The sequence below is a fragment of the Methanoculleus sp. UBA208 genome, assembly GCF_002498065.1.
Taxonomy (GTDB): Archaea; Halobacteriota; Methanomicrobia; order Methanomicrobiales; family Methanoculleaceae; genus Methanoculleus.
Genome location: NZ_DAFZ01000109.1, coordinates 42138 through 68445, shown reverse-complemented (window position 1 = coordinate 68445; position 26308 = coordinate 42138). Strand labels below are relative to the sequence as shown.

Annotated in this window: 23 protein-coding genes; 12 read left to right on the top strand and 11 right to left on the bottom strand. The window is 63.6% G+C overall.

Going from position 1 to position 26308, the window contains the following annotated elements; all coding sequences use genetic code 11:
• Positions 1–26: 26 nt before the first annotated feature.
• Positions 27–2858 carry a PAS domain S-box protein gene (locus BRA62_RS11555; protein WP_292366746.1) on the bottom strand — a complete coding sequence of 944 codons (2832 nt, stop codon included), beginning with the start codon at positions 2856–2858 and terminating at the stop codon, positions 27–29.
• Positions 2859–3058: 200 nt separating this feature from the next.
• Here BRA62_RS11555 and BRA62_RS11550 point away from each other — a divergent pair, with 200 nt between their 5' ends.
• The 3 genes from BRA62_RS11550 (at position 3059) to BRA62_RS11540 (ending at position 8393) form a co-directional block, all read left to right on the top strand.
• A complete protein-coding gene (locus BRA62_RS11550) occupies positions 3059–5713 on the top strand; it encodes a PEP/pyruvate-binding domain-containing protein (RefSeq protein WP_292366744.1) in 2655 nt (884 codons plus the stop codon).
• Positions 5714–5995: 282 nt separating this feature from the next.
• A complete protein-coding gene (locus tag BRA62_RS11545; RefSeq protein WP_292366742.1) occupies positions 5996–8002 on the top strand; it encodes a polyprenyl synthetase family protein in 2007 nt (668 codons plus the stop codon).
• Between the two features lie 229 nt (positions 8003–8231).
• Positions 8232–8393 carry a hypothetical protein gene (locus tag BRA62_RS11540; RefSeq protein ID WP_292366741.1) on the top strand — a complete coding sequence of 54 codons (162 nt, stop codon included), beginning with the start codon at positions 8232–8234 and terminating at the stop codon, positions 8391–8393.
• Between the two features lie 135 nt (positions 8394–8528).
• On the opposite strand, the gene BRA62_RS11535 is transcribed toward BRA62_RS11540, so the two are convergent.
• The 5 genes from BRA62_RS11535 to BRA62_RS11515 form a co-directional block, all read right to left on the bottom strand.
• Positions 8529–8840, bottom strand: coding sequence for a DUF86 domain-containing protein (locus BRA62_RS11535; RefSeq protein ID WP_292366739.1), 312 nt, complete (start codon positions 8838–8840; stop codon positions 8529–8531).
• Positions 8833–9117: a nucleotidyltransferase family protein gene (locus BRA62_RS11530; protein WP_292366737.1), complete on the bottom strand. Its 285-nt coding sequence runs from the start codon at positions 9115–9117 to the stop codon at positions 8833–8835. The genes BRA62_RS11535 and BRA62_RS11530 overlap by 8 nt, the downstream gene beginning before the upstream one ends.
• 61 nt (positions 9118–9178) lie before the next feature.
• Positions 9179–9592, bottom strand: coding sequence for a PD-(D/E)XK nuclease family protein (locus BRA62_RS11525; protein WP_292366735.1), 414 nt, complete (start codon positions 9590–9592; stop codon positions 9179–9181).
• Between the two features lie 50 nt (positions 9593–9642).
• Entirely contained in the window at positions 9643–12417 is a 2775-nt protein-coding gene (locus BRA62_RS11520) for a UvrD-helicase domain-containing protein (protein ID WP_292366733.1), read from the bottom strand.
• Complete coding sequence (locus BRA62_RS11515; protein WP_292366731.1) at positions 12404–15475, bottom strand: PD-(D/E)XK nuclease family protein; 3072 nt, start codon at positions 15473–15475, stop codon at positions 12404–12406. Before BRA62_RS11515 ends, BRA62_RS11520 begins: the two co-directional genes overlap by 14 nt.
• A gap of 132 nt (positions 15476–15607) precedes the next feature.
• Between BRA62_RS11515 and BRA62_RS11510 the strand changes: the two genes are divergently transcribed.
• The 4 genes from BRA62_RS11510 to BRA62_RS11495 all read left to right on the top strand — a co-directional run bounded on the left by BRA62_RS11510 (position 15608) and on the right by BRA62_RS11495 (position 17581).
• Complete coding sequence (locus BRA62_RS11510; RefSeq protein WP_292366729.1) at positions 15608–16024, top strand: hypothetical protein; 417 nt, start codon at positions 15608–15610, stop codon at positions 16022–16024.
• A 245-nt stretch (positions 16025–16269) separates the two neighbouring features.
• Positions 16270–16569, top strand: coding sequence for a hypothetical protein (locus tag BRA62_RS11505; protein WP_292366727.1), 300 nt, complete (start codon positions 16270–16272; stop codon positions 16567–16569).
• Positions 16570–16661: 92 nt separating this feature from the next.
• Positions 16662–17156: a winged helix-turn-helix domain-containing protein gene (locus BRA62_RS11500; protein ID WP_292366725.1), complete on the top strand. Its 495-nt coding sequence runs from the start codon at positions 16662–16664 to the stop codon at positions 17154–17156.
• Between the two features lie 8 nt (positions 17157–17164).
• Complete coding sequence (locus tag BRA62_RS11495) at positions 17165–17581, top strand: hypothetical protein (protein WP_048184624.1); 417 nt, start codon at positions 17165–17167, stop codon at positions 17579–17581.
• Between the two features lie 129 nt (positions 17582–17710).
• On the opposite strand, the gene BRA62_RS11490 is transcribed toward BRA62_RS11495, so the two are convergent.
• On the bottom strand, positions 17711–17959 hold the full coding sequence (locus tag BRA62_RS11490) for a hypothetical protein (RefSeq protein ID WP_292366722.1): 249 nt from the start codon (positions 17957–17959) through the stop codon (positions 17711–17713).
• Positions 17960–18025: 66 nt separating this feature from the next.
• Here BRA62_RS11490 and BRA62_RS11485 point away from each other — a divergent pair, with 66 nt between their 5' ends.
• From BRA62_RS11485 to BRA62_RS11465, 5 genes are all read left to right on the top strand, one after another.
• Positions 18026–18373 (top strand): hypothetical protein, encoded by a 348-nt coding sequence (locus tag BRA62_RS11485; RefSeq protein WP_292366721.1) that lies wholly within the window; start codon positions 18026–18028, stop codon positions 18371–18373.
• Positions 18374–18471: 98 nt separating this feature from the next.
• Positions 18472–19581 (top strand): Fic family protein, encoded by a 1110-nt coding sequence (locus BRA62_RS11480; RefSeq protein WP_292366719.1) that lies wholly within the window; start codon positions 18472–18474, stop codon positions 19579–19581.
• Between the two features lie 292 nt (positions 19582–19873).
• Entirely contained in the window at positions 19874–20467 is a 594-nt protein-coding gene (locus tag BRA62_RS11475; RefSeq protein ID WP_292366718.1) for an HD domain-containing protein, read from the top strand.
• 260 nt (positions 20468–20727) lie between these two features.
• The gene (locus tag BRA62_RS11470) at positions 20728–21282 is read left to right on the top strand and encodes a C39 family peptidase (protein WP_292366716.1); all 555 of its coding nucleotides are present in this window, start codon (positions 20728–20730) and stop codon (positions 21280–21282) included.
• A 140-nt stretch (positions 21283–21422) separates the two neighbouring features.
• The gene (locus BRA62_RS11465) at positions 21423–21650 is read left to right on the top strand and encodes a ferredoxin (RefSeq protein WP_292366715.1); all 228 of its coding nucleotides are present in this window, start codon (positions 21423–21425) and stop codon (positions 21648–21650) included.
• A gap of 271 nt (positions 21651–21921) precedes the next feature.
• Here the strand turns inward: BRA62_RS11465 and BRA62_RS11460 are convergent, their stop codons facing one another.
• The 4 genes from BRA62_RS11460 to hxlB all read right to left on the bottom strand — a co-directional run bounded on the left by BRA62_RS11460 (position 21922) and on the right by hxlB (position 25784).
• Complete coding sequence (locus BRA62_RS11460) at positions 21922–22470, bottom strand: DUF421 domain-containing protein (protein WP_292366713.1); 549 nt, start codon at positions 22468–22470, stop codon at positions 21922–21924.
• Positions 22471–23023: 553 nt separating this feature from the next.
• Positions 23024–24061 carry a M42 family metallopeptidase gene (locus tag BRA62_RS11455; protein WP_292366711.1) on the bottom strand — a complete coding sequence of 346 codons (1038 nt, stop codon included), beginning with the start codon at positions 24059–24061 and terminating at the stop codon, positions 23024–23026.
• 7 nt (positions 24062–24068) lie between these two features.
• Positions 24069–25175, bottom strand: a complete 1107-nt coding sequence (locus tag BRA62_RS11450) for a pyridoxal phosphate-dependent aminotransferase (protein WP_292366709.1) — start codon at positions 25173–25175, stop codon at positions 24069–24071.
• Positions 25176–25184: 9 nt separating this feature from the next.
• A complete protein-coding gene (hxlB, locus tag BRA62_RS11445) occupies positions 25185–25784 on the bottom strand; it encodes a 6-phospho-3-hexuloisomerase (RefSeq protein WP_292366707.1) in 600 nt (199 codons plus the stop codon).
• Positions 25785–26308 lie beyond the last annotated feature (524 nt).

Here is a 26308-nt window from a genome sequence, read left to right as displayed (position 1 = left end):
AGTGAAGCCTTCGAGCCTGCACGCCCCTACGCCGTCTCGTGCCGCCGGAGGAACGCGCGAACCTCCCGCGACTCAACCCAGCCCCGGTCGAGCTGCTTGACGATCGCGTTGATCCGCTCGACCTGCTCCCGGATCTTCTCCGTAGCCGTCCCTTCGTCGAGCAGTTCGGTCATGCCGAGGATCACCTGCAACGGCTGGCGGATGTGATCCGCGAGGATCGCGAACTGCTCGATGTTCTGCTCGATCCGGTCGTATGCCTCCCGCCGGATCCTCTCGACCTGTTTGCGTTCGGTGACGTCGGAGGAGATGACCGCGAGCCGCCTGACCTGCCCGTTTGCGCCCCGGATCGGGAAGAGGATGTGGTCAAAGATTCTCCCTTCGTACTCGTCGGTCATCCGGATGGGCCTCGCCGAGGAGAAGGCCTCATCGGCCCACTTCTTCCGGGATGCAGCCAGATCGGGCGGAAAGAGGTCGTACACGCATGTCCCCCGGAGATCTTCTATACTCCCCCCGGACCGTTCGGCCATCGCCTCGTTCAGGGCAAGGATGATGCCCTCCCGGTCGATGAGCACCGTGGCATCGGGCGTCGCGTCCAGGAGCGCCCGGAACTGCTCCTCGCTCTCCTGCAGGGCCAGCTCGGCCCGTTTCCGCTCGGTGACGTCGATCGCGACCTCGAGCCGCACGTCCCGCCCGTCGGGCCACCGGATGATCCGGTCGACGATGTCTAAGTGGACATCGAGGATCGGGTTGTAGTACTCCCACCGGTACGGCTCCGGCTTCCGGGCAAGGATGACATCGTTGGTGCAGAACGGGCACGGCTCCTCACGGCCCTGGAACTCGCGGTAGCATAGCCCGCCGACAACGTCCCTCCCGAGCGCTCGTGTAAAGTAGGGGTTTGTATACAGGATCTCGTTCGTCACAGGGTCTGTAACGTACACGATCTGCTCAAGGCCGTCGAATATCGAGAGGAGCTGGTCGCGCTCGAATTGCAGGGTCTCTTCGGCCTGTTTGCGCTCGGTGATGTCCCGGAAAACGGCCATGATGGAAGGCCGGCCCTGGTAGAGTATGGGAGTCGCCGTGATGTCGACCCGGATCGTCCGGCCGTCGAGGGTCCTGAGTTCCTGTTCGGTCAGCGGGGTAGCCGTGCCTTCCTGCTGCATCCGGCGGATCTGCCCGGCAATAACTTCGCGGTACTCGGGGGAGACGAAGAGATCCAGCGGTTTGCCCACGAGGTCTTCAGGACTCTTTCCGCCCGCAATCCGGACGCAGGCAGGATTCACGTACACGATGATGCCGTCCCGGTGCACGACGACGGCATCCGGCATGAGTTCGACGAGGGAACGGTAGCGCTCCTCGCTCTCCCGGAGAGCGTCCTCTGCCTGCTTGCGCTCGGTGACGTTCTCGATCATGCCGATGAGGAACTGCGGACCGCCCTCCGCGTCCCGGACCAGGGATCCCGTCAGCATACCCCAGAGGATTCGGCCGTCCTTCCCCACATAACGTTTCTCCAGCCGGTAGCTCTCGATCTCCCCGGCGACGAGAGACGCCGCGAGCGCCATGTCCTCCGGCAGGTCTTCGGGATGGGTTATATCGGCAAAATGCATACCGCGAAGGTCCTCCCGCCCATACCCGAGCATCTCCTGGAACGCCGGGTTGGTATCGAGGAAGTGCCCGTCCAGCCCCACGAGAGCGATACCGATCCCGGCCCTCTCGTAGATGCCGCGGAACCACTCCTCGCTCTCCCGGAGCGCCCTCTCCGCTGCCTTACGCTCGCGGATATCGATGCCGATGCCCACCTGCGTGTCGTCGGAGAGGCGGATGTTTGCCCAGGAACTCTCGACGAACGAGCCGTCCTTTGCCCTCAACACAAAGTCCCGCCACCCGGGCTCGAGCGACTGCATGAACCGGCCGACCATCTCCCGGTACCCGGGGTCGGGGTAGCATAACGCCATGAGATCCCCGCTGCTTGCGTCTTCCTCCGTCCAGCCCAGCGTCTCGCGCAACGCGCGGTTGAACCGGAACGTCTTCAGGTTCGGATCGTAGATCGTGATCATCACCGGGATCGCATCGATGATCGCCTGCAGCAGTTCGCGCTCGTGCGCCATCCTCCGCTCCGCCCGCTTCCGGCCGGTGATGTCGCGTGAGACCGTCAGGACCCGCTCGACCCTTCCCGAGGGACCGGGGATCGGGACCGAGATGTACTCGCTGTACTCGAAATCCTGTATTACGGCATGGCGGACCTCTCCCCGCACCTGCTTGCCGGTGGCAAAGACCTCCCTGACCTTCTCGAAGTACGGGCCCGCCCCCTCCATCGTAAACCCGAGCTCCTCCCAGGTCTTCCCCACCATCTCGTGCGGCTCCCGGCCGAGTTTACGGGCGAACTCCGCGTCCACGTAGACGTACCGGAGGTCTCGGTCCAGGATGTTCACCGTCTCCGGCAGGTACGAAAGGATGGTTTCCAGCATCTCCTGCTCGCCATCCGGCCGGCGGTCCTGCAGGCGGACGAGGTGCATGCCGTCCTCTCCGACCCTGCTGGAGCACCGGATCCGCCGCTCTCCGCCGTCGGCGGTCCGGAGGGTGCAGGCAAGGGCCGGGAGGTCGGCACGGTCCCGTAATGATGTCGATATCGCCCGTCGGCACTCCTCTTCGACGATCCGGGGCAGAAGAAACCGGTTCAGGAACTCCCCGGCGGCGACGCCGAAAAGAGCGTCCCGGTCGACACCGAGAGAGTGCTGCAGCGCTCTGTTGATCCAGGCGATACGGTTCTCTGGACCGACCAGAAACACGCCCTCGTCAAGCAGGTCGAGCGTGTGCGGTGCCGGCCCGGGTTCAGCGGAAGCACCGGAGGGTGGTGTCATCGGCAGGACTCCACTTGCACAAAGGGATCCTGTCTTTATTATGTATATATGATTGTGGAAACCCCTTAACCCGGAAAGATCCGCCTCCCCCATTGCCCGGAAGGCAATGGCGATGGGCGATCCGGGAGAGCACGGCGGTTTACCCTCCGCCCGTCCATGGCAATGCACATAACTGCGGAGAGGCAAATTAACCTCTAAGCATGGATGGCTGCAGCGGTTCCGTCATATTCCTCGGCGACAGGGGTGCCGATACCGGCAGGGCCATGGGAGGGAAGGCGGCATCGCTGCACCGGATGATCCGGGCCGGCCTCCCCGTCCCGCCGGGGTTCGTTCTCACGGCGGACTTTTTTGCGGAGTGGACGGCAGCGCTCCAAAAGACCGGCGCCTGGCAGAACCTGCTCTCCGCCGACGACGGAGAACGGGACGCAGCAATCCGGCAGGTCGCCGCGGCGTGCGGCACGCTCGCGTTCTCGGACTGCCAGCGGGAAGGGCTGCACCGGGCGCTGGACCGGCTGCCGGACGGGCTGTACGCCGTCCGCTCGTCCGCAGCCGACGAGGACCTGGCAGGTGCCGCAGCCGCAGGCATGTACCGGACGCGGCTCGGGATCCGAAAAGAGGCGCTGGAATCGGCCTTACGGGACGTATATGCGTCCCGGTTCGAGCCCCGGGTCTTTGCGTACCAAAGAGAGTCGGGCCTCCCGGCCCGCGATGCCGGGATCGCGGTCATCGTCCAGCACCTCGTGGAGAGCAGGGCATCGGGGGTCGCCTTCTCGGCAAACCCGGAGACCAACTCGTTAGACGAAGTCGTCGTCAACGCGAACTGGGGCCTCGGCGAAAGCATCGTCTCGGGACGGGCCACGCCCGACCTGTTCGTCGTCGAACATGGGGACGGGATCCTCGCGAAACGGCGGGGCGGAAAGCAGGTCTCGCTCTTCTTCTCGCCCGGCGGCGGTATCGAGGAGCGGGCCGGCTACCGCACCGATGAGTGGTCGCTCACCGAAGAGGAGGTCTGCCGGCTGCGCGACCTGGTGCTGGAGACCGAGTCCCTCTTCGGCCATCCGGTCGATGTCGAGTGGACGTTCTCCGGGGATGCCTGCTTTCTCCTGCAGGCCCGGCCGGTGACGGCGCTTCTCCCGCTTGATAAGAGGCTCATGACCCCGCCCGGAGAACCCGCCCGCCTCTACATGGACGTCACCCTGATCGAGCACGGCATGCAGGGGTCTCTCACGCCCTTCGGGTCGTCGTGGCTCGACCGGATTCTCGCGTACACGCTCGAAGAGCTGACGGGCGTTGCCGGGATCGGCAGCGACATCGAAGAAGGCCTCGGGCAGACGCTCGGCGGGAGGATCTATCTCAACGTCTCGAACCTCCTCTGGCTGGAGAAGCCCTGGATGATCGCCCTGCAGTTCGAGGGGCTTGATGCATCGACGGCGGAGGTGCTGCGCAATCTCGATCCGCGGGAGTGGCAAAACCCGGAGAGGCCCGGACTGATGAACCGGATCGTCTCTTCATCGCTCTGGCGCTCAAAGGACCTGATCGGGAGATCGGTGCTGGGCTTCCTCTTCCCCGGCCGCCTGCAACGGTGGTATGCAGAGAGGGTTACGGCGTTTGAAGCCGCCATTGAGGAACTCGACGCAACAACCCCGGACCTGCAGGGGTTCTGCGAGAAATCGGGCCGGCTGGTCGTCCGGCTCGTCAAAGAGTCTACGGGAGCCACGCTGATCTGCTCAGAGGCCGCCCGCCTGCTCCTGCGGCGGATGGTTGCAGACGAACCACGGGAGATCCGGATGCTGGCGGAACGGCTGGACCGGGCGCACCCGGAAAACGTCACGACGCGGATGGGCCGCTCCATGCACCGCCTTGCAGAGCAGGTCGACCCGGCGCTCTTCCTGGATCTGCCTGCCCTCGAAGAACGCATAGAGCGCAGAGAGATGCCCGGACCGTTCATGGAAGCGTGGGGGGAGTTCATGAAGGCCTACGGGTGCCGGGGCCCGCGCGAGATCGACCCTGCCGCGAAGGGGTATGCGGGCGACCGCCTGCTTCTCCTGGCCCAGATCAAAAACCTCCACCCTGCCAGCGGCGGGGCGATGAGCCCGGGCGAGCGGTTCCTCGAGATGCAACGGGACCGGGAGCGGGCGTATGCGGAGCTTTACGGCTACTTCCGGAAGCAGGGCCGCCTGAAAGCCCGGTACTTCAGGCACCTCTCCGGGGTGCTCGAGAACTTCGGGGGGTTGCGCGAAGACCACAAGCACTACCTGGTCACGGTGACGGGGCGCGTCCGGAAGAGAGCGCTCGAGAACGGCCGGCGCCTGGCATCCGCGGGCCGGATCGGCGCCGCAGAAGACGTCTTTCTCCTCGCCGTCGAGGACGTCCGCGACGCCCTTGAGAACCCCGGTGCGGACCTGCGAGCGGTGGTGGAGAAGAACCGGGCGGACTACGTGCGGGTCGAGAGGTGCCGTCGTTTCCCCGCGCTCATCGATTCCCGGGGACGTATCCGGAGGCCGCCGGCCAGGGAACCGGGGCCCGGTGAACTCCGGGGCTACGGCGTCTCGGGGGGGATGGCCTGCGGCCCGGTGAAAGTGCTCCGCTACCCCGGCGAAAAAGAGGTCCGTCCGGGGGAGATCCTCGTGATCGGGGCGGCGGACCCCGGGTGGACGCCGCTGTTCATCACCGCGGGCGGCATCGTCCTCGAGGTGGGCGGGCTCCTGCAGCACGGTTCGATCATCGCCCGCGAGTACGGAAAACCCTGCGTTGTCGGCATCGAGAACGCAACCGCGATGCTCTCGGACGGGCAGGTGGTGGAGGTGGACGGCAGCCTCGGGACGGTGAGGGTGGATGGGTTAAAGAAATCCTGATTTCATTTATTTTCCGGATCCGATCCCCTTCCGGAATTTCCCAATCATTATATAGCGTAAGAATCTGAGTCATAACCAGCGGAGGGGAAAGCGATCACCGGACAAAACAGCGATCAGATTTTCCCTCTTCACCCATCCGTATTCAACCGCCCCGGCGATGAAAGTCCGTTCGTAAAGTGGTGGTACATCCGGGGGTTCTTCGAAGGGGCGGCCTGCCGGAGGAGGAATTTCGTCGTCTGCTTCTTCTCGCTGAACCTGCCGGACGACGGCACGCCGGGCTCGATGTATCTCTGCTCCGTCGTCGATCCGGGAACGGGAGAACACGGCAAAGAGATTCTCCTCGACGAGACATCGCGTGCCTGGTACCTGGAGAGGCTCGGGGACATCCCGGAGGAGTTCGGGATCAACAGGTGCATAGCCGAGACGATACAGAAAGAGATCGCCGAGTATGGGCTGTACCGGCCGTTTTTCTCACCGGAAGGGCCGATGCGGGTCGCCCCGGACGGGGTGGCCTGGGAGACCGCGGCTCTCTCGTTTGCACCGTCATCGATATCGGTATCGTTCGCGGACCCGGAAAGCGGGCAGCCCGTCTCCCTCCTCCTCGAACCACAGGTCCCGTTCGTCGACATCCCCGCCCTGCTCCCCGGCGGAGAAGGGCTCGGCATGGACTACGTGACCTGCCCCCGGCTCTCGCTGAAAGGCCGGTACGGGGACGAGGAGATCGGGGGAGAGGCGTGGTTCGACTGCCAGGCAGGCGGGGATGCGTGGTTCGCGAAGAAGAACCGGGACGGGCGGTCCGACCCCCTCGGCTGGGAATGGTGCGGCATCAGCCTCGACGACGGCCGGAGCCTGCTCTTCATGCACCGCAAGAACATCGAGTCGGGCGAGACCGAAGCGAAGTTCTGTGTCCTCTTTGAGGGAGATGATGCGAGGTACTTCCCGGAGTTCGGGCTCGAACCCCTGCGGTTCTGGGAGAGTAAAACGACCCACATCCGCTACCCTGTCGAGTGGGCGTTCACCGTTCCCGGGATCGGGTGCCGGCTGGTCTTTTCGCCCGATACCGATGCGCAGGAGATCGAACTGATCGGGATATCGGGCGGCATCTGGGAAGGGTCGGGAACGGTCTCCGGCGAGATCGGCGGTGCCGGGGTCTCGGGACGGGGGCAGCTCGAGGTCTACGGGTGCGGCTACATACGGAACCTCTCCGACTTCCTCGCCCGGTTCCACGAGAAGATCGACGCCGGACTGGCCGGGATGTTGCCAAAAACCATCGATTGCGAGTGGTGCGACGCCATATTCGGCAGGCACCAGCCGATACTGGACTGCACGCCGATGACCGAGACGATTGCAAAGCCGGTATGGGACCTCCTGTCGCGGAACGGAAAACACTGGAGACCGATATTCGGGTTCCTGATCGCCGGGTCGATGGGGGTCGCGATGAACGAGGAGATCGAACGGCTCTTCATCCTCACCGAGCTCCTGCACACCTCTGCGCTCATCATCGACGACATCGAGGACCAGTCGCTTCTCCGCCGGGGAGAGGAGTCCGTTCACATCCGCTACGGCACTGATGTGGCCATCAATGCGGCAAGCACCCTGTACTTCTTCCCGCAGAGCGTCGTGGCCCGGTCCGGGGGGCTGACGGCAGAGCAGCGCTACAGGATCCTGACGCTGATGACCGAGACGTCGCTCAAAGCCCATCTCGGCCAGGCCCAGGACATCTACTGGTCGGGGAACATATCGCGGGAGAACCTCGACCGGTGGCTGGAAAACAGCCTCGATGCGCAGCTGCTGCAGATGTACTCCTACAAGACCGCTTCGGCCACCGAAGGGGTCGCCGCCCTCTCGGCGATATTCCTGGACCTTGCCGACGAGAAGAAGGAGGCCTGTCTCTCGTTTGGCAGGGCGATGGGCATCGTCTTTCAGATCATCGACGACGTGCTGAACTTCAGCGACTCGCCGGAGTGGCGGAAGGTGCAGGGCGAGGACCTGAAGGCGGGGAAACCGACGTACGCGATCATCCGGGCGATCGGGATGCTCGACAGCACGGAGTCGGAGAGGCTCAAGGAGATCCTCTGCACCCCTGCGTTGCGGGAGGACGAAGCGGTTCTGGCCGAGGGGATAGCGCTGGTCAGGAAGTCCGGAGCGGTGGAGAGGTGTACGGAGGAGGCGGTGGGGATGATCGAGGAAGCCTGGACGCAGTTCTCCGGGCATATCCCTCCCTCGCCCGCAAAACTCATGCTCCGGGTGGTCTGTGCAAACTTGATATACATGGCATACGAGGTCTGAAGGGCGGCATGGCCGGAACGCCGGCGGCGATAAGCCGGTAAAGGGGGGATAGGCATTCAGTGGTGCAGACCCCGTCACGGAAGGACCTGCACCGCCGGGGGCCGGCATACCCTGCGGAACGGGAAGGTTTTTATCCGGCCGGGGGAGATCTCCGGCCGCTGCATACGGCCTTACGGCAACATGATACAGAGAATTCCGATGGGGCTGGCCGCAGAACGGAGACAGCGCAATGAAGGTGCTCGTGAGAACCCCGGAGGGGGTTGAAGAGGTCACGGAAGTCGATTCCGACTGGGTGATCCCGGGCGATGTCCTTGACGACGGCTCGGTCGTCCTCGAACTCTGGGACGAGCTCTCGGACGACGACTACCTGGCGATAGGGCTGTACGACTGAGCGGTGAGGGCGGAGAACCGGAGGCCGTGCGCAGAGGTGCCGGCGTGCCCGCGACACGGCTCGTTCTCGGCTGGTACACCACCGCGGGTGAGGACCCATCGACCTGCCGTTACTCCTCTTCTTGGATCATCGTCTCTATCGCGTCCTCCAGGGGACCGAGTTTGGTCTGGATGATATCCCAGGGAATCGTTTCACCGCATAATAGGAGTGAACGCTGATATCACGGAGCCCGGCAATCTTTCGCCATTCGATCTCCGGGTGACGGGCGGTGACGCTCGTGGGAATCTGTTTTGTCGCTTCCCCGATGGTAACAAATCTGAGCACGACGGCGTCGAGGCGCATGCGATCGCCCACGAGTTCCTCAAACGTTCGGTTACCTACATAAGAGCGGATTGAGGCGATGGCATCGCGGATATCCTCAAGATACAGCAGGAGATCCCTAGGCATAAACGACCTCGCCAAGGATGGCGTCCCGGATGCGGGGCTTTAAGGTGTCGGCGATGACGAGATCCGTCCTTCGCCCCAGGAGGTCTTCGAGGTAGAACTTGAGGTCCATAAAGTGATCGAACGTCTCCTCTCCCTCCCGGAACTCCACCAGGATGTCGATGTCGCTTGCCGGGGTGGCCTCGTTCCGCACAACCGATCCGAAGATGCCAATACGGGCCACGCCGTAGCGTTCCCGGAGGGTGCGCAGGTTCTGCCGGATCTGGGCGAGGGGATGCATAGTTATTCTTGAATAATACATCCGCCCACTTATACCCTCCGGCACCCCTCGTCCCCTGCCATCAAAGATCCCCTTCTTCAATCCCCCTGACCGCACGTTCTATCGCATCAAAAACCTGCTCCTCGTCAACATCGACTTCCACCCAGCGGTCGGCGTCGACGAAGTAGAGGTAGGGCGTGACCGAATCCCCGAGGATCCGGGCGGCGGCGTGGCGGTAGACCGCCATCTGGACCGCGTAGTCCCCGGCATCCCCCGGCGTCCCGGTCTTGTAGTCGATGAGCGCCCAGGCGCCGTCCGGCCGCTGCACCAGCCGGTCGATGGCTCCCCGGAACGCGAACCCGTTCACCCGCGCCGAAAACGGCACCTCGCGGTGGTCCCGGACGATGCCCTGCATCAGGGGGGACGCGAGGAACCGGTCGTAGAGCTCCCGGTACTCTCCTGCCCGGGCGGGGTCCATGCCGTAGCGCCGCAGCACCGCGGCGGGGTCCCGGCCGCGGAAGACCTCGTGGACGACGAGACCGCGGGTCAGGGGATCTCCGGCGGCGAACCCCGGGGGCCGGGACCCCGCCGGGCCGCGGAGGTACGCCTCGAGCTCGCTTGCCGAGTAGACACGCTCCCCCTCCCGTCGGGGGGGATGCTCGCCGGGACAACCACCGCGGGAACGTCGTCCGGCACCGGGAGATAGACCGGGGCGGTCTCCTGCACGTCGACGGGGATCGCCGCGGGGTCGAGGGTGAGCGGGATGCGGAGCTTCTCGAGGACGGCTTCACCGCGGGCACAGGCCTCATCGCAGAGCCCGAGGCAGTGTGCGAGCCAGGCCATCCGGGTCTTCCCTTCCGCGAGGGTCTCCGGGACTTCGGCCGGCATCTCCCCGCAGAGGATGAGGTGATCCTTCGCCCGGGTGACCGCGACGTAGAAGAGGCGTTTGCGCTCGGCCTCCTCCTTCTCCCGGTGCTCGTCCCTGAGGATCGTCAGGACCGGCGTCTCCTCGCGCTCGTGGTCGTTTGCCGGGTTCGGTATCGAGACCCCGAGCAGCAGCCCGTCCTCCACCATGATGGTGCCCCCGCCGGACCGCGGCGTCTCCCCGAGGTCGGGGACGACGACGACCGGGAACTCGAGCCCCTTTGCGGCGTGCACCGTCATGATCGAGACCGCATCCGTCGACACAACGTCGAGGGGGGCATCCCCCTCGCGCTCCCCGCCGTCGATAGAGCGCCCGAGTTCCGCGACAAACTCCCCGAGCGTGGAGCAGTCGGCCTCCCTCGCGATGGCGATCAGTTTCTCGACGTTCGCCGCGGCCTGTTCGCCGCCGGCCATCCCGCCGAAGACAACGAAGATGCCCGACTCGTCGACGATCCGGCGGAGGAGGCGGGCGGGCGGGAGCCTGCGGGAGAGCGAGAGCCACCCCCGGAGGGTCGCCGCCGCAGGCTCCGCCGCGGCCTGCAGCCGTTTCCAGAGAGAATCCCCGGGCGCCCGGGCGATATGAAAGAGCCGGGCATCGGAGAACCCGAAGTAGGGCGACCGCAACACGCCGTAGAGCGCCGCGTCGTCAAGGTAGTTCGTGAGGAACCGGAGGATGTTGTAGAGGTCGTAGACCTCCTGGCGCTCGTAGAACCCGAGCCCGGCGTGGACGTGGTAGGGGACGCCGTAGCGCCCGAGCGCCCACTCGTAGTAGGCAAGGTTCGTCCGCCGCTCAAGCAGGACGGCCACGTCGCCGTAGCCCGCCGGCCGGGCCTCCCCGTCGCAGTAGACCGGCTTTTCCCCCCGCTCGACGATGGCCCGGATCTTTCTTGCCGCCATCTCCGCCTCGGCCCGGCGGCCGGCCGCCCGGCCTTTAATCTTCGGACAGAGGAGGAGTTCGACCGAGCCGGTGTCGCTATGGCGGTTCGCACGCAGCGGTTCGTAGAGGAACTCCCAGGGCCGTCCGGGCTCCGCCATCAGGGCGGAAAAGACGGCGTTCGTGAACCCGACTACCTCGGGCGTGCTCCGGAAGTTGACGTCGAGCGCTATCGTCTCCCCGCCGAGATCGCGCTCGATCAGGTCGCGGGTATGCCCAAACTGCGTCACGTCGGCCTCCCGGAAGAGGTAGATGGACTGCTTCGGGTCGCCGACGATGAAGAGGTTCGCGGAATCGCCGAGGACAGCGCGGATGATGGCGTTCTGGACGGGATCGGTGTCCTGGAACTCGTCGACCAGGACGAACCGGAACCGGTCCCGGAAGTGCGCCGCAAGGATATCCTCGCGGTCGCGAAAGAGCCGGTGGGTGCGGCCGACCAGGTCGTCGAAGTCGAGGGCGTTACGCCGCCGCTTCTCGGCATCGATCGCGTCAAGAAAGGCAGAAAAGACTGTGCCGAGGTCGCGGAGGAAGTCGAACGTCGCCCGGGTGAAGGGGTCCTCCGGGTCGAGGGTGAGCGAAAGGGCTCCGGCGTGGTCCTTGAGGCACTGCTTGAGGACGCCGTAGGCCGTCCGGAGGTTGTCGAGGTCGTCCCCCGCCCAGTTCTTCTTCTGCCCCATATTCTTGCGGAAGCGCGAATTGTCGTGAACCCCGGCAAGTCCGGCGACCGCGATCTCACCCGCGAGGCAGGGCTCGACGGCCCGGAGATACTCCTCGCCCGGGTCCCGGTCGCCGGAGTAGCGGGCGGCAAGGTCCCGGAGCGTCTCGATCGAGGGGCCCGCACGGTCGGAGAAGGCCGCAAGCGCCTCCTCCCGGTGCCGTTCCACCGCCGCCCGCCAGGCGTCGAGCACCTCCTCTTCGCTCCGCGCGAGGGTGGCAAAGAACGCCTCCGCCGCCACGCGGCGTGAGTACAGCCGCTCGAGATAGTTCTTCAGCTCATAGGCCCCGACCGCCCGGAGGGCGCCGATCACCGCATCACGGCACTCCGGGGGCGGATCGCCGTGGAAGAGGTCCTCGGCCGCCTCTTCGCGGACCCGGAACGCCTCCCGCTCGTCGAGGACGGCGAAGGCGGGTCCCACACCGGCCTCGAGCGGGAACTCACGGAGGACAGAGGCGCAGAAGGAGTGGAAGGTCGATACCTTCGCCCACAAAAACTCGTCGCGGACCGCGTCCCACCGCTCGCCCTCCTTCTCCGCGATGGCCTGGCGGACCCGGACCTTCATCTCGCCGGCCGCCTTCTCGGTGAAGGTCAGCGCGAGGATGCTGCCGACGCCGATCCCGCTCTCGAGCAGGCTGAGGTATTTTTGGACCAGGACGTGCGTCTTCCCCGTCCCCGCCCCGGCGGTGACGCACTTGCTCGCCGAATGGTCGAGCGCGGCCCGCGCCTGGCGTTCAGTCAGTCCCATCGGGGTTCACCTCCGTGTTAAGCAGCTGCAGGGCGTCGAACCGGCAGGCGGTCTTGAATCCGCAGTAGGCCGGACAGGAGCCGGCGTCCGACCGGGGCGGGAAGCAGCCGCCGCGTATTCCGGCAAGATACTCCCGCACCCACGAGAGCGTGGTCTCGACCAGCTCGCGGACGTCCTCGACGCCGCCCTGCCGCGACCCCGGGTAGCAGGAGAAGCAGTCCTTCAGCCCTGCGTCCCAGAAGACCGGCCGGTTCCGGACCTGCCCGCGCCGGAGGGTGTAGTAGGTGCCCGCGACTCCCTCCATCCCGGTCAGCGTCTCGACCGCCCGGAGGTAGAGGGGGAGCTGGAGCGCTTTACCGGCCTCGATATCCTTGAACCGTGGATGGGAGGTTCCCGTTTTGTAGTCGGTGATCATGAACCGCCCGTCGGGCAGCACATCGACCCGGTCGACCCTGCCCCGTATACGGATGGTCTCGTCGCCGAGCGGGATCGCGACCGCATCGGGTATCGAGGCCGCATCGACCTCCCCCGGCACCAGCGGGAGGCCGAACGAGACCTCGAACGCGTGCGGGACGAAGCGGGAGGCAGCGACCTCCGCCTCGTGCCGGAGGAACCGCTCGAGGAGGCCCCTTCCCGCCGCAGGCGACCCGAGGAGGAGTTCTTTATCCGCGGCCCATGCCGGGGTCTCAAACGTGAACCGGCCGGCCTCTTCCCGGCCGGCGTCGAGGATCCGCCGGAGGGCGTCCGGGTAGCACGCGTCGGTGACCGCCTCGTTGCCGTCGCACCTCCAGCCGGAGTAGAACCGGTAGGCGATCCGGTGGACGAGGCTTCCCCGCTCCTGCGCCGTCAGGTCGGGGTCGGCTTCGGGAAGGGGCGCCAGATCGAGGACCCGCTCCAGGTAGAACCGGAACGGGCAGTCGGCATAGGTCTCGAGCGCCGTCGGTGAGAAGACGGCCCCGTCACCGAACCGTTCGGCGAGCGCCGCGAGAATTGCCGGGTCGTCGCCGATCCGGCCGTCGTAGGGGGAGTCGTAGCCGCCCTTCCGGTGGTAGTTCTCGATGTTGAGCCGACGGACGGCCTCGCGGATGGTGAGGGGGGCCGGCATCCCGGCGGGGATTTCCCCCCGGGCGAGGAGGGCGCCGGCCCGCCGGGCTGCCGCGAGCCGGGAGTCCGGGAAGCCGCCGTCCCCCCAGGTTTCCGGGGAGAAGGCCTCCCGGACGGCGTCCACGAACCCGGAGCGCACCAGCGGCGTTGCGCCGTCGGCTGCGGGATAACTCAGGCAGACCCGGGTTCGGGCGGCAAGAAGAGCCGCGGTGAAGTGGTAGCGCTCCTCCCGGAGGATATCTTCCTTCGATCGCGTCGCAAGGCGCCGGGTCTCGGCATCGGTGGTGAACGGGAGCCGGGTGGTCAGCCGCGGCATCGCGCCCTCGACGAGGTCGCCGATGAAGAGGAAGGGGACGGAGAGGTGCGCGACCTCCCGGACGCCGACCACCCGGACGGCGTTACCGTGCCGCCGTCTGCCGGTCCGGGTCCCGGCGAAAAGGAGCCCGAGCATGGAGGAGAACTCCGCAAGCGCCACCTTCTCCCCGGGGAGGAGCAGGGCGAGGCGTTCAAGGGCTGCGAGGGTCTCCATAAATCCCCTCAGATCCCGGGCCTCGTCCTCGAGGAGAGCGGGGTCGCCCTCCTCCGGCATCGCCGGAGCCTGCCACCGGTCAAGGAGCGAGCGGTAGGCGGCGAGGTGTTCCCGGATCGTCTTCGTTCCCTCGAGCACCGAGAGATCGGCAAAGAGAGCCCGGACGGTGTCCCGCGCCGCTTCGACGGCGGCGATCTTTGCTGCGAGCCGGGTTTTCGCGGAGTCCGGCCGCTCCAGCTCGTCCTCGAGAGCAGAGATCAGTGCGGCAAACCGTTCATCCCAGTTCCCGGCGGTTATCCGGGCCTCCCGGGAGAGGACGTCAAGCTCGCAGCCGCCTGCGTTCGGCAGGTAGGGGGAGGTCGTGAGGGCGACGACGTCCTCCCGCCGGTAGCCGCGGACCGGGACGACGAGGACCGAAAGAAGCGCCTGGACAAGCGGTGATGCAGAGAGCGGCCGGCCGCCGGACGCGGCGTACGGGAGCGTGAAGTCCGGGAAGACCTCTTCCACATAGGGCACCGCCGATGCGAGGTCGGGGAACGCGACGGTGATCGCGTCCGGCCGGACCCCGGCGGCGACGAGGTCCCGGATCTCCTGCGCGATCGCACGGACTTCGTCGAGCCGGTCCCGCCGTTCTGCGACCCGGACGAACCTTCCGCAGTCCTCGGGCTCCCGCCGGGAGAAGAGCCCGGCGAGGTGTGAACGGCGAGCATCCGGGGCATCTCCGGAGACGACCGCGTCCGGGTGCAGCCACTCGCCGTCATCCGGGAAGACCGCCGGGTTCGGGGCATAGGGCAATGAGTAGTGGAACTCCTCCGCGGACTCCCGCAGGACAAGAAGCAGGTCCCGCTCGAGCGGCATCGGCTCGAAGAGCCCGTAGACGAAGACCGTCCGGAACTCACTCGAATCGTCGAGCAGCCGGACGACCCGGGAGAACAGGGTGCTCTCGTCGACAAGACCGCGCTCGTCGAGGAACCGGAGGTATGCGTCGAAAAGGGCCGCGATCTCGGCACTTTTTTCGCCGGCAAAGTCGCCGAGGGCGGCCGGGTAGTCGACCTTCCGCATGATGAGAACTTCAAAGAGGGTCGCGAGTTCGTCGACGGCCCCGGTCCCGGCGAGGAGCGGGTACCTGCCGGCGGCGAGCAGCCGGGCGAGGACGAGCCGGGACGCGGTAGCGGAGATCTGCGTCTCCACCGTCGTGTGCTCGAAGAAGACCTTCCGGGCGAACCCGGGAAGGGTGGTGACCGCGTCGGCGACGAACGGGACACCCTGCTCCCCGAGGCGGCGGGCGACCTCACGGGCGAGGTAGGACGTCGGGACGATGAAGACGGTGCCGAACGGGTCGCGGGCGGCGGCTTTCCGGAACTCCGTGACGAACGCGTCGAGACCCTCTCCAGGCAATTGGCGGTACAGAACGGCGGGGGACATCCGGTGTTCTCTCCTGGTGAGGGGTTGGGGGAGGAGGAGGGATGAGTGTTGTTATTTTGGTCGGGGAGGAGTCCGGGCCCGCCTGGATAGCCGCACAGTTTAACCGCGAGCACAGAGACGTAATGATCGCTCATGGACACGAACTTCTGCCGCCACTACACCGGCGACGGCACGCCGCCGTCGAACCGCTACTGCAGGACGTGCCCGGAGGCAGCCTGCGACCGGCTGTGGCGGCGGGTTATCGACCTTGCCGCATCAAACGGCGGAAATCCGGTCCCGCTCCCACCGACGCATGCAGTGCTCTTCCCGAACAAGAACGCCGATTTCGTCCGGCTGCAGGTCAACTGCCGGTGGGGTCTCCCGAAAGAGGACTTCCTGCACTACGTCGCCACCGGCCATGCGAAGATGGGGCGGCGGGGGCAGCGGAGCGACCCCCGTGCATCCCCGAGCTGCACCCGGCAGGAGCCCTACGTGCAGGCGATCGTCGAGCTGCTCGGCGGGATGGAGATCCCGGAGATACGGGCGGTGCGGGAGGTGCAGGGCGGGTGAACCACGGATGGTTCATTGAGAAGCAGCCGCGTTCGTGAGCGATGCAATCTGCAGGGCCACCTGTATGCAATGAAACCGGATAAGGTGAGACAACACAGGTTTTCCGTGCAGCCCAAAAAAGCCGTCGCTAGAACGGATATCAGACCCTGTTGAAGGAGGAAAACCGATATCGGCCCCTCAAAAGGAACGAATCTCAAACCGCCACATTATATATCACAACGAAAAGAACTGTAAATCAGTGTCTTATGTCATGCGATCTCCCCGATGAAGCGCTCTTTATTCTCAATGTTTTATACAAGGGGAGGCACTTTCGGACGGATGCAGGCTATCATTCCGAAAAACTGTACAAAATTTATATAAAGAAATTCACGGGACGATCCTGTCTGTCCATTGAAGATACACTTCAGATCCTGATGAACGACGGATATGTGGCACAGATCAGGAAAAAGAAAGTGAAATACTACATAGCCGACATGAAGAGCGCCATCTTTGCTCTGAAAAGTCATGGATATAACGTCGTTGATGGGCGATATCGTAAGCTCTGACACGATGCAAAATATTTTTATCACTTGCGACAATATCAGTTATCAGTACGCGTATAGCATTCTTGATCAACGCATGAGATTATGTGAGATCTATGACACGTCCGTTTGAAGGATTATTTGGAAACACCTGCGAGTTGAGAATTCTCGAGTTCCTCCTGCCGCTATCCGACATGGAATTTAACGTTACCGAACTCGCAGAAGAGGCAGGCGTTTCGCGTGTCACCGCAGGCAGGGTCGTGAAAAAATTTGTTGCATGGGGCCTCCTGAACGTGGGTACAGGAAGGGTTCCTCTCTACTCGATTAATACGGATTCTTCGATTGTACGGCGCATTGATGACCTGAACAATGCCCTCATCGAGAAAATGCTCGGTGAAGAACGGCTTAAAGAAATCCACGAGTATATCCAGGACAGAGGTGCCAGCGCACCCCCGAACATCTCCGCAGAGGAGGGCTGGATTTCCGGGTATGCTCCTTTTGAGGGTGAAGCTTGGGGGGGCAGTGTCATTGGAGCGACATCCGTGCTCGTCCCACCGTGTGCGACTGCAGATAGTATCTATGGCGATGAGCATCCGAGATATTTCCAGTGAGGGAAATTATGTCAAGGCAAGATTTCTTCAGAAAGGAACTCGTCACCGAGTTGCGGCGGGTAGAAGCGATGATGCGAAAGGAGGAGAACATTGAGAAGAAAATTTACTATTTCTCTGCAGCATATGGTATTACTAATCGCACGCTCCGCTATGCATTCACTGATGACTACCTTATGGCTGATTTCGTCCTCAATACCTGTTACACGGGGTTGATGGATCGGTTTAAACGCATCCGTTCCGGCGATAGCACAGTCCCACTTGAAGCGAGGCATTTTGAAAAAATCCAGGAAGGAATGAGGTTGCTTGCCGATGCTTTCGACGAAGGTACATCGATCCTCAAACCTCTCGAAGCCATACTGACTGCTACCTTCGCAACATCAGGCCCCGGGAATTATCTGCGGGAAAAAGGAGATCTACAGATCTAATCCAATAATCCCGTTTTCAAAGTATTTCCACTCCGTCAAAGATCTTTTTTTACAGCACCAAAAGAGCGAAGCAGCCTGCTAACACATCCCGACGCTTGGCCCAAGAGCGCCACCCGCCACGCCGCACCCTCACCCCCAGCCCAGGCCGTACGCCAGCACGGCGACCAGCAACACCATGGTCCCGTTCCGGAGCACCGTCGAGACGAGCATGATCTCCGTTCCCGTCCGCATCCCGAAGATCGCGACGTAAGAAGAGCCAAGCCAGCGGATGCTCCGCGTCATGCTGGTGAGGACGTTGCCGACGCGGAGGATGTACTGCTGCCAGGTCATATCCCCGCGGCGAGCAGGGTGGTTTGCGCTGTACTCCGGGATATTCATCCGGAGGAAACGTCCCCTCCGCGGACCCGGCAAAACCTATATCTCCCGGGCGGGAAAGGGGTCTTTATGCCGACCTGCAACGACTGCGCCCTCTATACGAAGAAGACCGAGACCGAGGGGGAATGCAGCATCAACGGCCCCGTTCCCGCCGACCGGGACGCCGGGCGGTGCCCGTCCAGGACTTTCGGCCACGCGGATGATGTCGTAAGGTTTAGAGACCCTGCCCGATCGAGCGGCATGCCCGCATCCACCGGGAGCGGATGCTTTTCGTGCGGCCTGAACGCCGCGGCGATGAGATGCACGGTCGAGATAACCGTTCCGGTACACACCGGCGACTGCCGTTTCAATCGACCGGGCGGCATGCAGGGTATACGACGGATAGCAAACGTCGTAATCGCAAACAATCAATGTTAATACTCTCTCGCACCACCGGATAATTATATGAAGGATCTCCGGCACATCGCCAGTCTTCCTATTCTCGATGGGTTCACGGCGGTCCGTGAGGAGGCGGCATGACGGTTGCGCCCTACGCCCCGGAGCCGCTGCCCCCGGAGGGGATCGACTGGGAGACCCACATTCCGAGAATAGCGTCGGCAAACCGTGCCCTCGCCCGGTACGACGGCATCCTCCAGGCGATCCCAAACCCACGGCTCCTCCTCTCCCCGCTCCTGACGCAGGAGGCGGTGCTCTCCTCGAGGATCGAGGGGACGCAGGCGTCGCTTGAGGACGTCCTGCGGTTCGAGGCGAACCCGCGGGAGCGGATCAACGACACCACCCTTGCCGACATCCAGGAGATCATCAACTACCGGGAGGCACTCAACGTTGCGGTGGACGCCCTCAAGACCCGGCCGCTGGATACGGCCCTGATCTGCAACCTGCACCGGATCTTGCTCGCCGACAGCAGGGGCATGGACCGGGAGCCGGGATGTATCCGGGAGATCCAGAACTTCATCGGACGGGACGCGCATATCGAGCACGCGATCTTCGTCCCGCCGGCACCGGAAAGGGTTCCCGGGGCGCTCGCGGACTGGGGGGCCTACCTGCAGCGCGAGGAGAAGGACGTCCTCGTCCAGCTCTCCGTCTTAAAAGCACAGTTCGAACTCATCCACCCGTTCTGCGACGGCAACGGGCGTATCGGGAGGATGCTCATCCCGCTGATCATGTACGAGAAGGGGCTGATTGCAAGCCCCATGTTCTATATAAGCGCCTACCTCGAGCGGCACCGGCAGGTCTACTACGAGCGTCTGCTCGCGGTCTCCCGGGACCGGGACTGGAACGGCTGGATTACGTTCTTCCTCCGTGCCATCGAGGAGCAGGCGGAGGAGAACGGCAAAAAAGCAAAGCAGATCCTCGATCTCTATGACGAGATGAAACGGACGGTGCCGGAGGTGACCCGGTCGCAGTACGCCGTCGCCGCGATCGATGCGCTCTTCGGGGCGCCGATCTTCAGTTCGGCCGAGTTTTACGAACGGTCTGCAATTCCGAGGGTAAGCGGGGCTAAGATTCTTAAGGACCTGGAGAAGATCGACGTTATCCAGGTATTGCAGAGAGGAACGGGACGAAGAGCGAGCATGTATGCCTTCCCGCGCCTGCTTGCCATCACCGAGGGGGATCGGTTGTGAGTATTCTGGTATCTGCAAACCCGGTTGGGTATATCAAAACCCCGATCCGATATACGCAACTGATCTTGTGTATACCAGAATGTACACAAACCATTCCCGGCGAGCGGTAGTGGGACACTTATGACCCACAACAACATTTGCGCGGCATGAAATGCACTTTTGTGGCCCACAAAATGTCTTGTGCGACACCGGTGACGGACAACAGCCGGACCCGGGCGGCGGTGGCGGCATGACACGCGAACCGGGCTGACCGAAAGCGAATCTTTTCGATCCCGGAAGATAGAGATCTACCATGGATGAAGAGACTACCGCGATGCTCGATTACGTCAGGACGGCGTTCCCATCAGGGGCGCACGGGTTCGACCATACCGAGAGGGTCGTGCGTCTCTGCGAGCACCTCGGCGCCCACGAGGGTGCGGATATGCGGATCCTCATCCCGGCCGCCCTCTTCCACGACATCGCGCGACCTTACGAAGAGGAGACGGGCGTCCCCCACGAGGAAGAGGGAGCACGGATGGCGGAATCCTACCTCCGCTCCATCCGTTACCCAAAAGACCGCATCGCCGCCATCACCCACGCCATCCGTGCGCACCGGTATAGTTCGGGCATCGCCCCAGAAACCCTGGAAGCCCGGATCCTCTCGGACGCGGACAACCTGGACGCGATGGGTGCGGTCGGGATCGCGAGGACGTTTATGCAATCCGGAGAGCAGGGACGGGGCATCGCGGACGCAACCGGTCACTTTCATGAAAAACTCCTGAACCTGAGAGATCTTATGTACACAGAGAGCGCCCGGAGCCTCGCCGAAAAGAGGCACGCGTTCCTCCTTGCGTTTCTCGAGGCCCTGGACGACGAGATGGACGCCCGAATCCCGCCGGATTCGTGATTGCAGAGGGAACCTCCGGACAACGAGGAGGAACTCCCATTCTCCGGATAAAGAAACGCTTAACGGCCATATGCGAATATCTCTATCATGCACACCCGCATAATCGCTTCTTTCCTCATCGGGGCACTCATCGCCGGCGGTGCCGTCTACCTCGCGACCGCCCCCCCCATCTCCCGAGGGTCCGGTCATCCTCGCCGGGGTCCCCGACGTCCGGCAGGCGGAGCACTACTCCTGCGGCGCGTCGTCGCCCGCACCTGACGGTGCTTGAACTCCGGACGTGCCGTCCGTCGTCCATGCAGGCGGTGCTCTGCTACTGGGGCCTCGACGCCTTCGAGACGGATCTGCGGCGCTACCTCAACACGAGCCCTCGCCACGGGACCTACCCCTGGGACATGGTCCGGGTCGCAGAATCCCTCGGGCTTGAAGCGGAGTGGAAAGAGAACCTCACCATCGCCGACCTCGAGGCCTCGCTCCGGGACGGCGTCCCGGTCATCATCGACGCCCAGCGCATCAAAGAGCCCGACAAGACCTGGGAAGAGTCCTGGGACTTCGGGCACTACATGGTCGTGGTCGGGGTCGACGACCGCTCCGTCTACCTCGAGGACCCCGACATGCTCGGGGTGCGGATCGCCATGGACCGCGACGAGTTCATGCAGTCCTGGCACGACTACGAGGCCGAGATCCCTACCGGACCCGATTCACTGAAATACTACGGCGTCGGCGTCTTCATCAGGGGTGAAGCGCCAGCAGAGCGCCCGGCGTTCGTCACCTGGGACGTGCTGCCGACCTTCGTGCCACCGGCACCACTGCCCTGAGCGGGGGACCGGGTCTCCACCCGCCCTCCTTCTCCATATCGGGCGGTCCCCGGTGCCGCCGAACCGCCCGGGGACCGCCTGCCTCCGTCACATTTAACATGGAGGAGTACCTCTCGGGGATCCAAACGGAGGTATAGAGGGTGGTGAAAGTTACCATCGACAGGCCGGGATGCACCAGCTGCGAGTCGTGCTGGACGCTCTGCCCGGATGTCTTTGAAGAGGACCCAAACGACGGCCTGAGCTCGATCAAGGAACAGTACCGGGTCGACGGCAATCCCGCGGAGGGCGAGGTGCCCGACGACCTTGCCGACTGCGTCCTGGAGGCCGCCGATTCGTGCCCGGTCGCGGTCATCATTGTGGAAGAGTGAGATCGTCTGGAGGGAGGAGAAAGCCGGCCTGGACCATAGGACACAGGAAAATTATTATTCACACCATAGGTTAAAATTATATACTTTCAGCGTTATGGGGGGATCTTGCCTGAGAGTGGGGTCAACCAGAAGGCACATCATCACATGATGCAGCGGGTTCACAGGCCAGAACGGTTACGGCCTGCGAACACAAAAAAAACACTGCACCATGAACCGAAATGTGCCCGGGCGTAAGGCCTTATCTCTTGGGCACCCTGTTTTCGCCGATCCGTTACCTGCGGGCCCCTGCCACATCGACGAGCGATTCCGTGCCGTCGCTCTTGCTCTTCGTAATCACCGAGAGGTTTCCGTTCGTCTCGAGGACGATTGAGCGCACGCTCTCGAGGGAGCCGATCCCCTCCGACCGCAGCGCCTGCCGGATCTCGCTTTCGGCGATGCGTTCCCGCCGCATTGCGTCATGCAGGAACTCCCCCGCGTGGAAGAGGAGGCGGGGCTCCGACTTCACCGCCTTCTGCACCCGCTCCGACCGGACGGAGAACCAGGAGACGATGTACTGCAGGCCGACCAGGAGACCGAGGGCGAGGACCCCCTCCGCGAGCGAGACGTCTCTTGAGGTGATCACCGATGCAAGGGTCGAGCCGAGCGCCACGGTCACGATGAAGTCGAAGGCGTTCATCGCCGAGAGCGTCCGCTTCCCCGAGATGCGGAGGATGATCACGAGGGCCACATACGCGAGGATGCCGATGATCAGGACCCGCACCAGGTAGGCAGGGTTTCCAAAGAAGATCTCCTGCAGAAATCCGGACACGCCGTCGGTCATACGGGGGCCGCTCTGCACGGAGGATACTTTAATCCTTTCTGTGCAGGGAAATGTCAAAAAAGGGTTTGTTGAAACTCCACCTCTTTGCTCCAGGAGGGTCGCAATCCAGGGGCACTCCGGGGCACGGCTTTCCACCGGGTTGCGCACCTTTCGGTGCTCACACTCTTTGTATCTGGTAATATTCTGCAGTCACGCTGACACGGATTTCAAGGGGATATCCCCATTTGGGGGAGAGGCTGACGGGGAGGGGGGCATGCCCCCCTCCCCTGTCCCCTCGCACCTAACGGTGCTCGTGCTCCTGTCGTCCCGACAGTCGCACACCCCCCACGGCGATAAACGACGCGTGCACCGGAGGTGCAGGCGGAGTTCGAGCACCGGAGAACGACGTTCCGGTAGGAACGGAGTTTGAGCACCGAAGGTGCGAAGGTGCGCAGTTCCCACGGTCCACTGCAACGTGATACTTCCTTATTTCGATTGTGTTGTTGCTGACGAGGGAGGCAGTAGTATGTTCTCTAACAGGAGGATTTTTCCAGAATAAAAAAAGAGGGTTGTATCAGAGCGCGGGCCTGCCCTTCAGCGCCTCGACGAGGAGCCGTACCCCGGCCTCGATGTCGCCGGTATCGACCACCTCGACCGGGGAGTGGATGTAGCGGGCGGCGATCGAGAACGGGATGCTCGGGATACCGCCCCGCTCCAGGTGGATGATCGTCGCGTCGGTGTTGCCGCCGGTCCCGACCTCGATCTGGCAGGGGATGCCGTTCTTCTCCGCGGTCTCCCGGAGCCACGCGGTCATCCGCGGGTCGGCCATGAGCCCGCGCCCGCTCGCGCTGACGAGAACGAGGACGGGGCCCTTGCCCATCTCGACGCTCGCGTCCTTCTTCTCGATTCCCGGGTGGTCGCCGGGGATGGTGACGTCGGTCGCGATCGCGCAGTCGGGGTTCAAGGAGTAGGCGCTCACCTTCGCGCCCTTCAGCCCCAGTTCCTCCTGGACCGTGAAGACGCCGTAGATCGTGTGGGGCGACTTCGCCTGCTGCAGGGCCCGGATGAGCATCGCGACGCCGACCCGGTTATCGAGCGCTTTGCCGGTGACGCGGTTGCCGGCAAGTTCCGTGTACTCGCGGTCGAGGGTGATCGGGGTGCCGATCTCGATCCCGAGATCCTTCACCTCCTCCTCGCTCGCCGCGCCCACGTCGACGAACATATTCTCGATCTTTATCTCTTTTTTGCGCTCGTCTTCCTTCATCACGTGGGGGGGTTTTGCGCCGATGACTCCCGTGACCGGCCCTTTCTTCCCGTGCAGGACCACCCGCTGGCAGTAGAGCACCGGCCCGAACCATCCCCCGATGGGGACGACCCGGATGAACCCCTTCTCGTCGACGAACTGGACCATCAGGCCGATCTCATCCATGTGGGCGGCGAGCATGATAGAGAAGTCGTCGCCGCGCTTCACGGCAATCAGGTTGCCCATCGTGTCCTCGCGGAACTCGTCGACCGACCCGGCAAGTTCTGCCCTGACGATCTCCCTGATGCTTCCTTCGCTGCTCGAGACGCCGTGGGCGTCCGATAACTTCCTGAGTAACTCTTTCACCATTCTTCTCTCACCCCATCAGCGCCTCGAGCCTCCCGATCGCCCGGGAGAGGTTCTCCCGGGAGGTCGCGTAGCTGAAGCGTGCATATTCGGGTGCCCGCGAGCCGAACGCCGAGCCCGGCACGATGATGATGCCGTTCTCGACGGCCTTCTCGATGAGGGATCGCCCCATCGGGACGAACATGTAGAACGCGCCTTCCGGCCGGGGGAAATCGAACCCGAGACCGGAAAGCCCGTCGTAGAGGAGGTCGCGCCGTGCGCGGTACTCCTCCCGCATCCGCGCGACCGCGCTCTGGTCGCCGGTGTACGCGGCGAGCGCGGCATACTGCGATATCGACGTCGCGCACGCCTGGGCGTACTGGTGGACCTTGAGGAACTCCGGGATGTAGTCCTCGGGTGCCGCGAGGTAGCCGACCCGCCAGCCGGTCATGGCGTAGGTCTTGCTCGCGGCGTTGACGGTGATGACGTCCTCGCCGAACCGGGCCGCACTGACGTGCTCTTTCTCGTAAATGAAGTGCTCGTAGACCTCGTCGGTAACGACGGTGACCCCCCGGTCGCCCGCGTACTCCACGAGGGCGCGGATAGACTCCTCGCTCTCGACGGCGCCCGTCGGGTTTGCAGGAGAGTTCAGGACGAAGACCCGCGCTCCGTCCATCTGCTCCTTCGCCCGCTCGACATCGATGTGCAGGGCGGCATCGAGCGCCACGCCCTCGGGCTTTCCGCCGGCGAAGGTCGCAAGGGCGGCGTAGGAGACGAATCCCGGGTCGGTGAAGAGGACGCGGTCGCCCGGATCCACGAGCGCCTCCATGACGAGGTGAAGCGCTTCGCTCCCTCCTGCCGTGACCAGGATCTGCTCCGGCCGGTAGGCAAGACCGTTCTCCCGCGCAAACTTTTCACAGATCGCCTCCCGCAGTTCCGGTATCCCGGCGTTCGGCGTGTAGCCGGTTCGCCCCTCCCTGATGGCGGCGATCGCGGCCATCTTGATATGGTCGGGCGTATCGAAGTCCGGCTGCCCGATCCCGAGGTTGATTGCATCAGGCCCCCCCGCTTCGAAGAGCTTGCGGATGCCCGACATCTCCACCGACCTGACCCGGCCGGCGTACCTGTGTTCGTTCATGATATTACCTCACTCGATGTTCGCGTGCCGGCACTGGAGGTCTTCGGGCCTGCACTGGGTGATCTCCATCAGCCGGGATATGATCGCGTCCGCAAAGACCATGGCAGTCGTCTCGAAGATGGTGCCGAGCGGTGCGAACGATTTGTGCTCGCCCATCATCTGCCGGATCTCGAACTCCGCAGACTCGTCGGCCACCCTGTCCCGCTGGCTCTCGATGATGACGATGCAGTCGGCGATGCGGCCTATCCTTGAGTCTCTCTTTGAGGTAATAAGGCAGACCCTTCCGCCGATCTCCTTTGCGGTCTCCGAGATATCCGCAACCGTCTTCGTCGCGCCGGACCCGGAGAAGACGATAATGACGTCTCCCGGCTTCATGGCCGGGGTCACGGTCTCCCCGACGACGAATGCGGCGAGCCCGAGGTGCATCAGGCGCATGGCAAATGATTTCGCTACGAGCCCGGAACGCCCGGCGCCCATGGTGTAGATGCGATTCGCGTTCAGGATCTCGGCGAGGAGCGCATCGATCTCGTCGTCGGACATCACGTCCGCAATGGTCCGGATCTTGGTCGCCATCAACCGCATCATGTTCTTAACCGGGTGATTTGTCATCGTAATTCCGCTGTTAGGTTTCACGAGATCATACATTAGAATATCTCAAATGCGCCGGTACGGAGAGTGATTGCTCTCGCCACCCGGAACTGCCGGAATCCGGCACAGGGGGGAGGCGGCAATTGCCGGAAAAGCCGATAGAATGAATTCTTCAGGGGCGAGCAGGCGCAGCCGGTTGCCACCGGGATCGGAAATCGCCGCATTTAGACCCTAAACGTCAAACCCGCGGCACAGTTCCGGCAAATAACATCCATCCACCTCACCCGATCACGCCGGGATACGCAAAAGGCTATCTTTGATGATCGCAGAATACATACAAAATTCGGCGCGGCGTTCCGGCCGAAGAAAGGGAGCAACTGCTGTTTGAATCCAATTCTACAGCACTGTTTTTCCCTTTCGCCACCTCACCGCGCCGATGTTGGTAAATTCTCCCAAACAAGGGACAGATCAGGGATTACGCGGGCCTGCCGTTTCCCGCACCGGTATGCGGGAGGGCGCACGGCAGAACCCGGGGGACAACAGCA

Coding starts and splice junctions, on each gene's coding strand:
- BRA62_RS11555 (WP_292366746.1), bottom strand. CDS start 2,858: ATGACACCACCCTCCGGTGCTTCCGCTGAACCCGGGCCGGCACCGCAC.
- BRA62_RS11550 (WP_292366744.1), top strand. CDS start 3,059: ATGGATGGCTGCAGCGGTTCCGTCATATTCCTCGGCGACAGGGGTGCC.
- BRA62_RS11545 (WP_292366742.1), top strand. CDS start 5,996: ATGTATCTCTGCTCCGTCGTCGATCCGGGAACGGGAGAACACGGCAAA.
- BRA62_RS11540 (WP_292366741.1), top strand. CDS start 8,232: ATGAAGGTGCTCGTGAGAACCCCGGAGGGGGTTGAAGAGGTCACGGAA.
- BRA62_RS11535 (WP_292366739.1), bottom strand. CDS start 8,840: ATGCCTAGGGATCTCCTGCTGTATCTTGAGGATATCCGCGATGCCATC.
- BRA62_RS11530 (WP_292366737.1), bottom strand. CDS start 9,117: ATGCATCCCCTCGCCCAGATCCGGCAGAACCTGCGCACCCTCCGGGAA.
- BRA62_RS11520 (WP_292366733.1), bottom strand. CDS start 12,417: ATGGGACTGACTGAACGCCAGGCGCGGGCCGCGCTCGACCATTCGGCG.
- BRA62_RS11515 (WP_292366731.1), bottom strand. CDS start 15,475: ATGTCCCCCGCCGTTCTGTACCGCCAATTGCCTGGAGAGGGTCTCGAC.
- BRA62_RS11510 (WP_292366729.1), top strand. CDS start 15,608: ATGGACACGAACTTCTGCCGCCACTACACCGGCGACGGCACGCCGCCG.
- BRA62_RS11505 (WP_292366727.1), top strand. CDS start 16,270: ATGTCATGCGATCTCCCCGATGAAGCGCTCTTTATTCTCAATGTTTTA.
- BRA62_RS11500 (WP_292366725.1), top strand. CDS start 16,662: ATGACACGTCCGTTTGAAGGATTATTTGGAAACACCTGCGAGTTGAGA.
- BRA62_RS11495 (WP_048184624.1), top strand. CDS start 17,165: ATGTCAAGGCAAGATTTCTTCAGAAAGGAACTCGTCACCGAGTTGCGG.
- BRA62_RS11490 (WP_292366722.1), bottom strand. CDS start 17,959: ATGAATATCCCGGAGTACAGCGCAAACCACCCTGCTCGCCGCGGGGAT.
- BRA62_RS11485 (WP_292366721.1), top strand. CDS start 18,026: ATGCCGACCTGCAACGACTGCGCCCTCTATACGAAGAAGACCGAGACC.
- BRA62_RS11480 (WP_292366719.1), top strand. CDS start 18,472: ATGACGGTTGCGCCCTACGCCCCGGAGCCGCTGCCCCCGGAGGGGATC.
- BRA62_RS11475 (WP_292366718.1), top strand. CDS start 19,874: ATGGATGAAGAGACTACCGCGATGCTCGATTACGTCAGGACGGCGTTC.
- BRA62_RS11460 (WP_292366713.1), bottom strand. CDS start 22,470: ATGACCGACGGCGTGTCCGGATTTCTGCAGGAGATCTTCTTTGGAAAC.
- BRA62_RS11455 (WP_292366711.1), bottom strand. CDS start 24,061: ATGGTGAAAGAGTTACTCAGGAAGTTATCGGACGCCCACGGCGTCTCG.
- BRA62_RS11450 (WP_292366709.1), bottom strand. CDS start 25,175: ATGAACGAACACAGGTACGCCGGCCGGGTCAGGTCGGTGGAGATGTCG.
- hxlB (WP_292366707.1), bottom strand. CDS start 25,784: ATGACAAATCACCCGGTTAAGAACATGATGCGGTTGATGGCGACCAAG.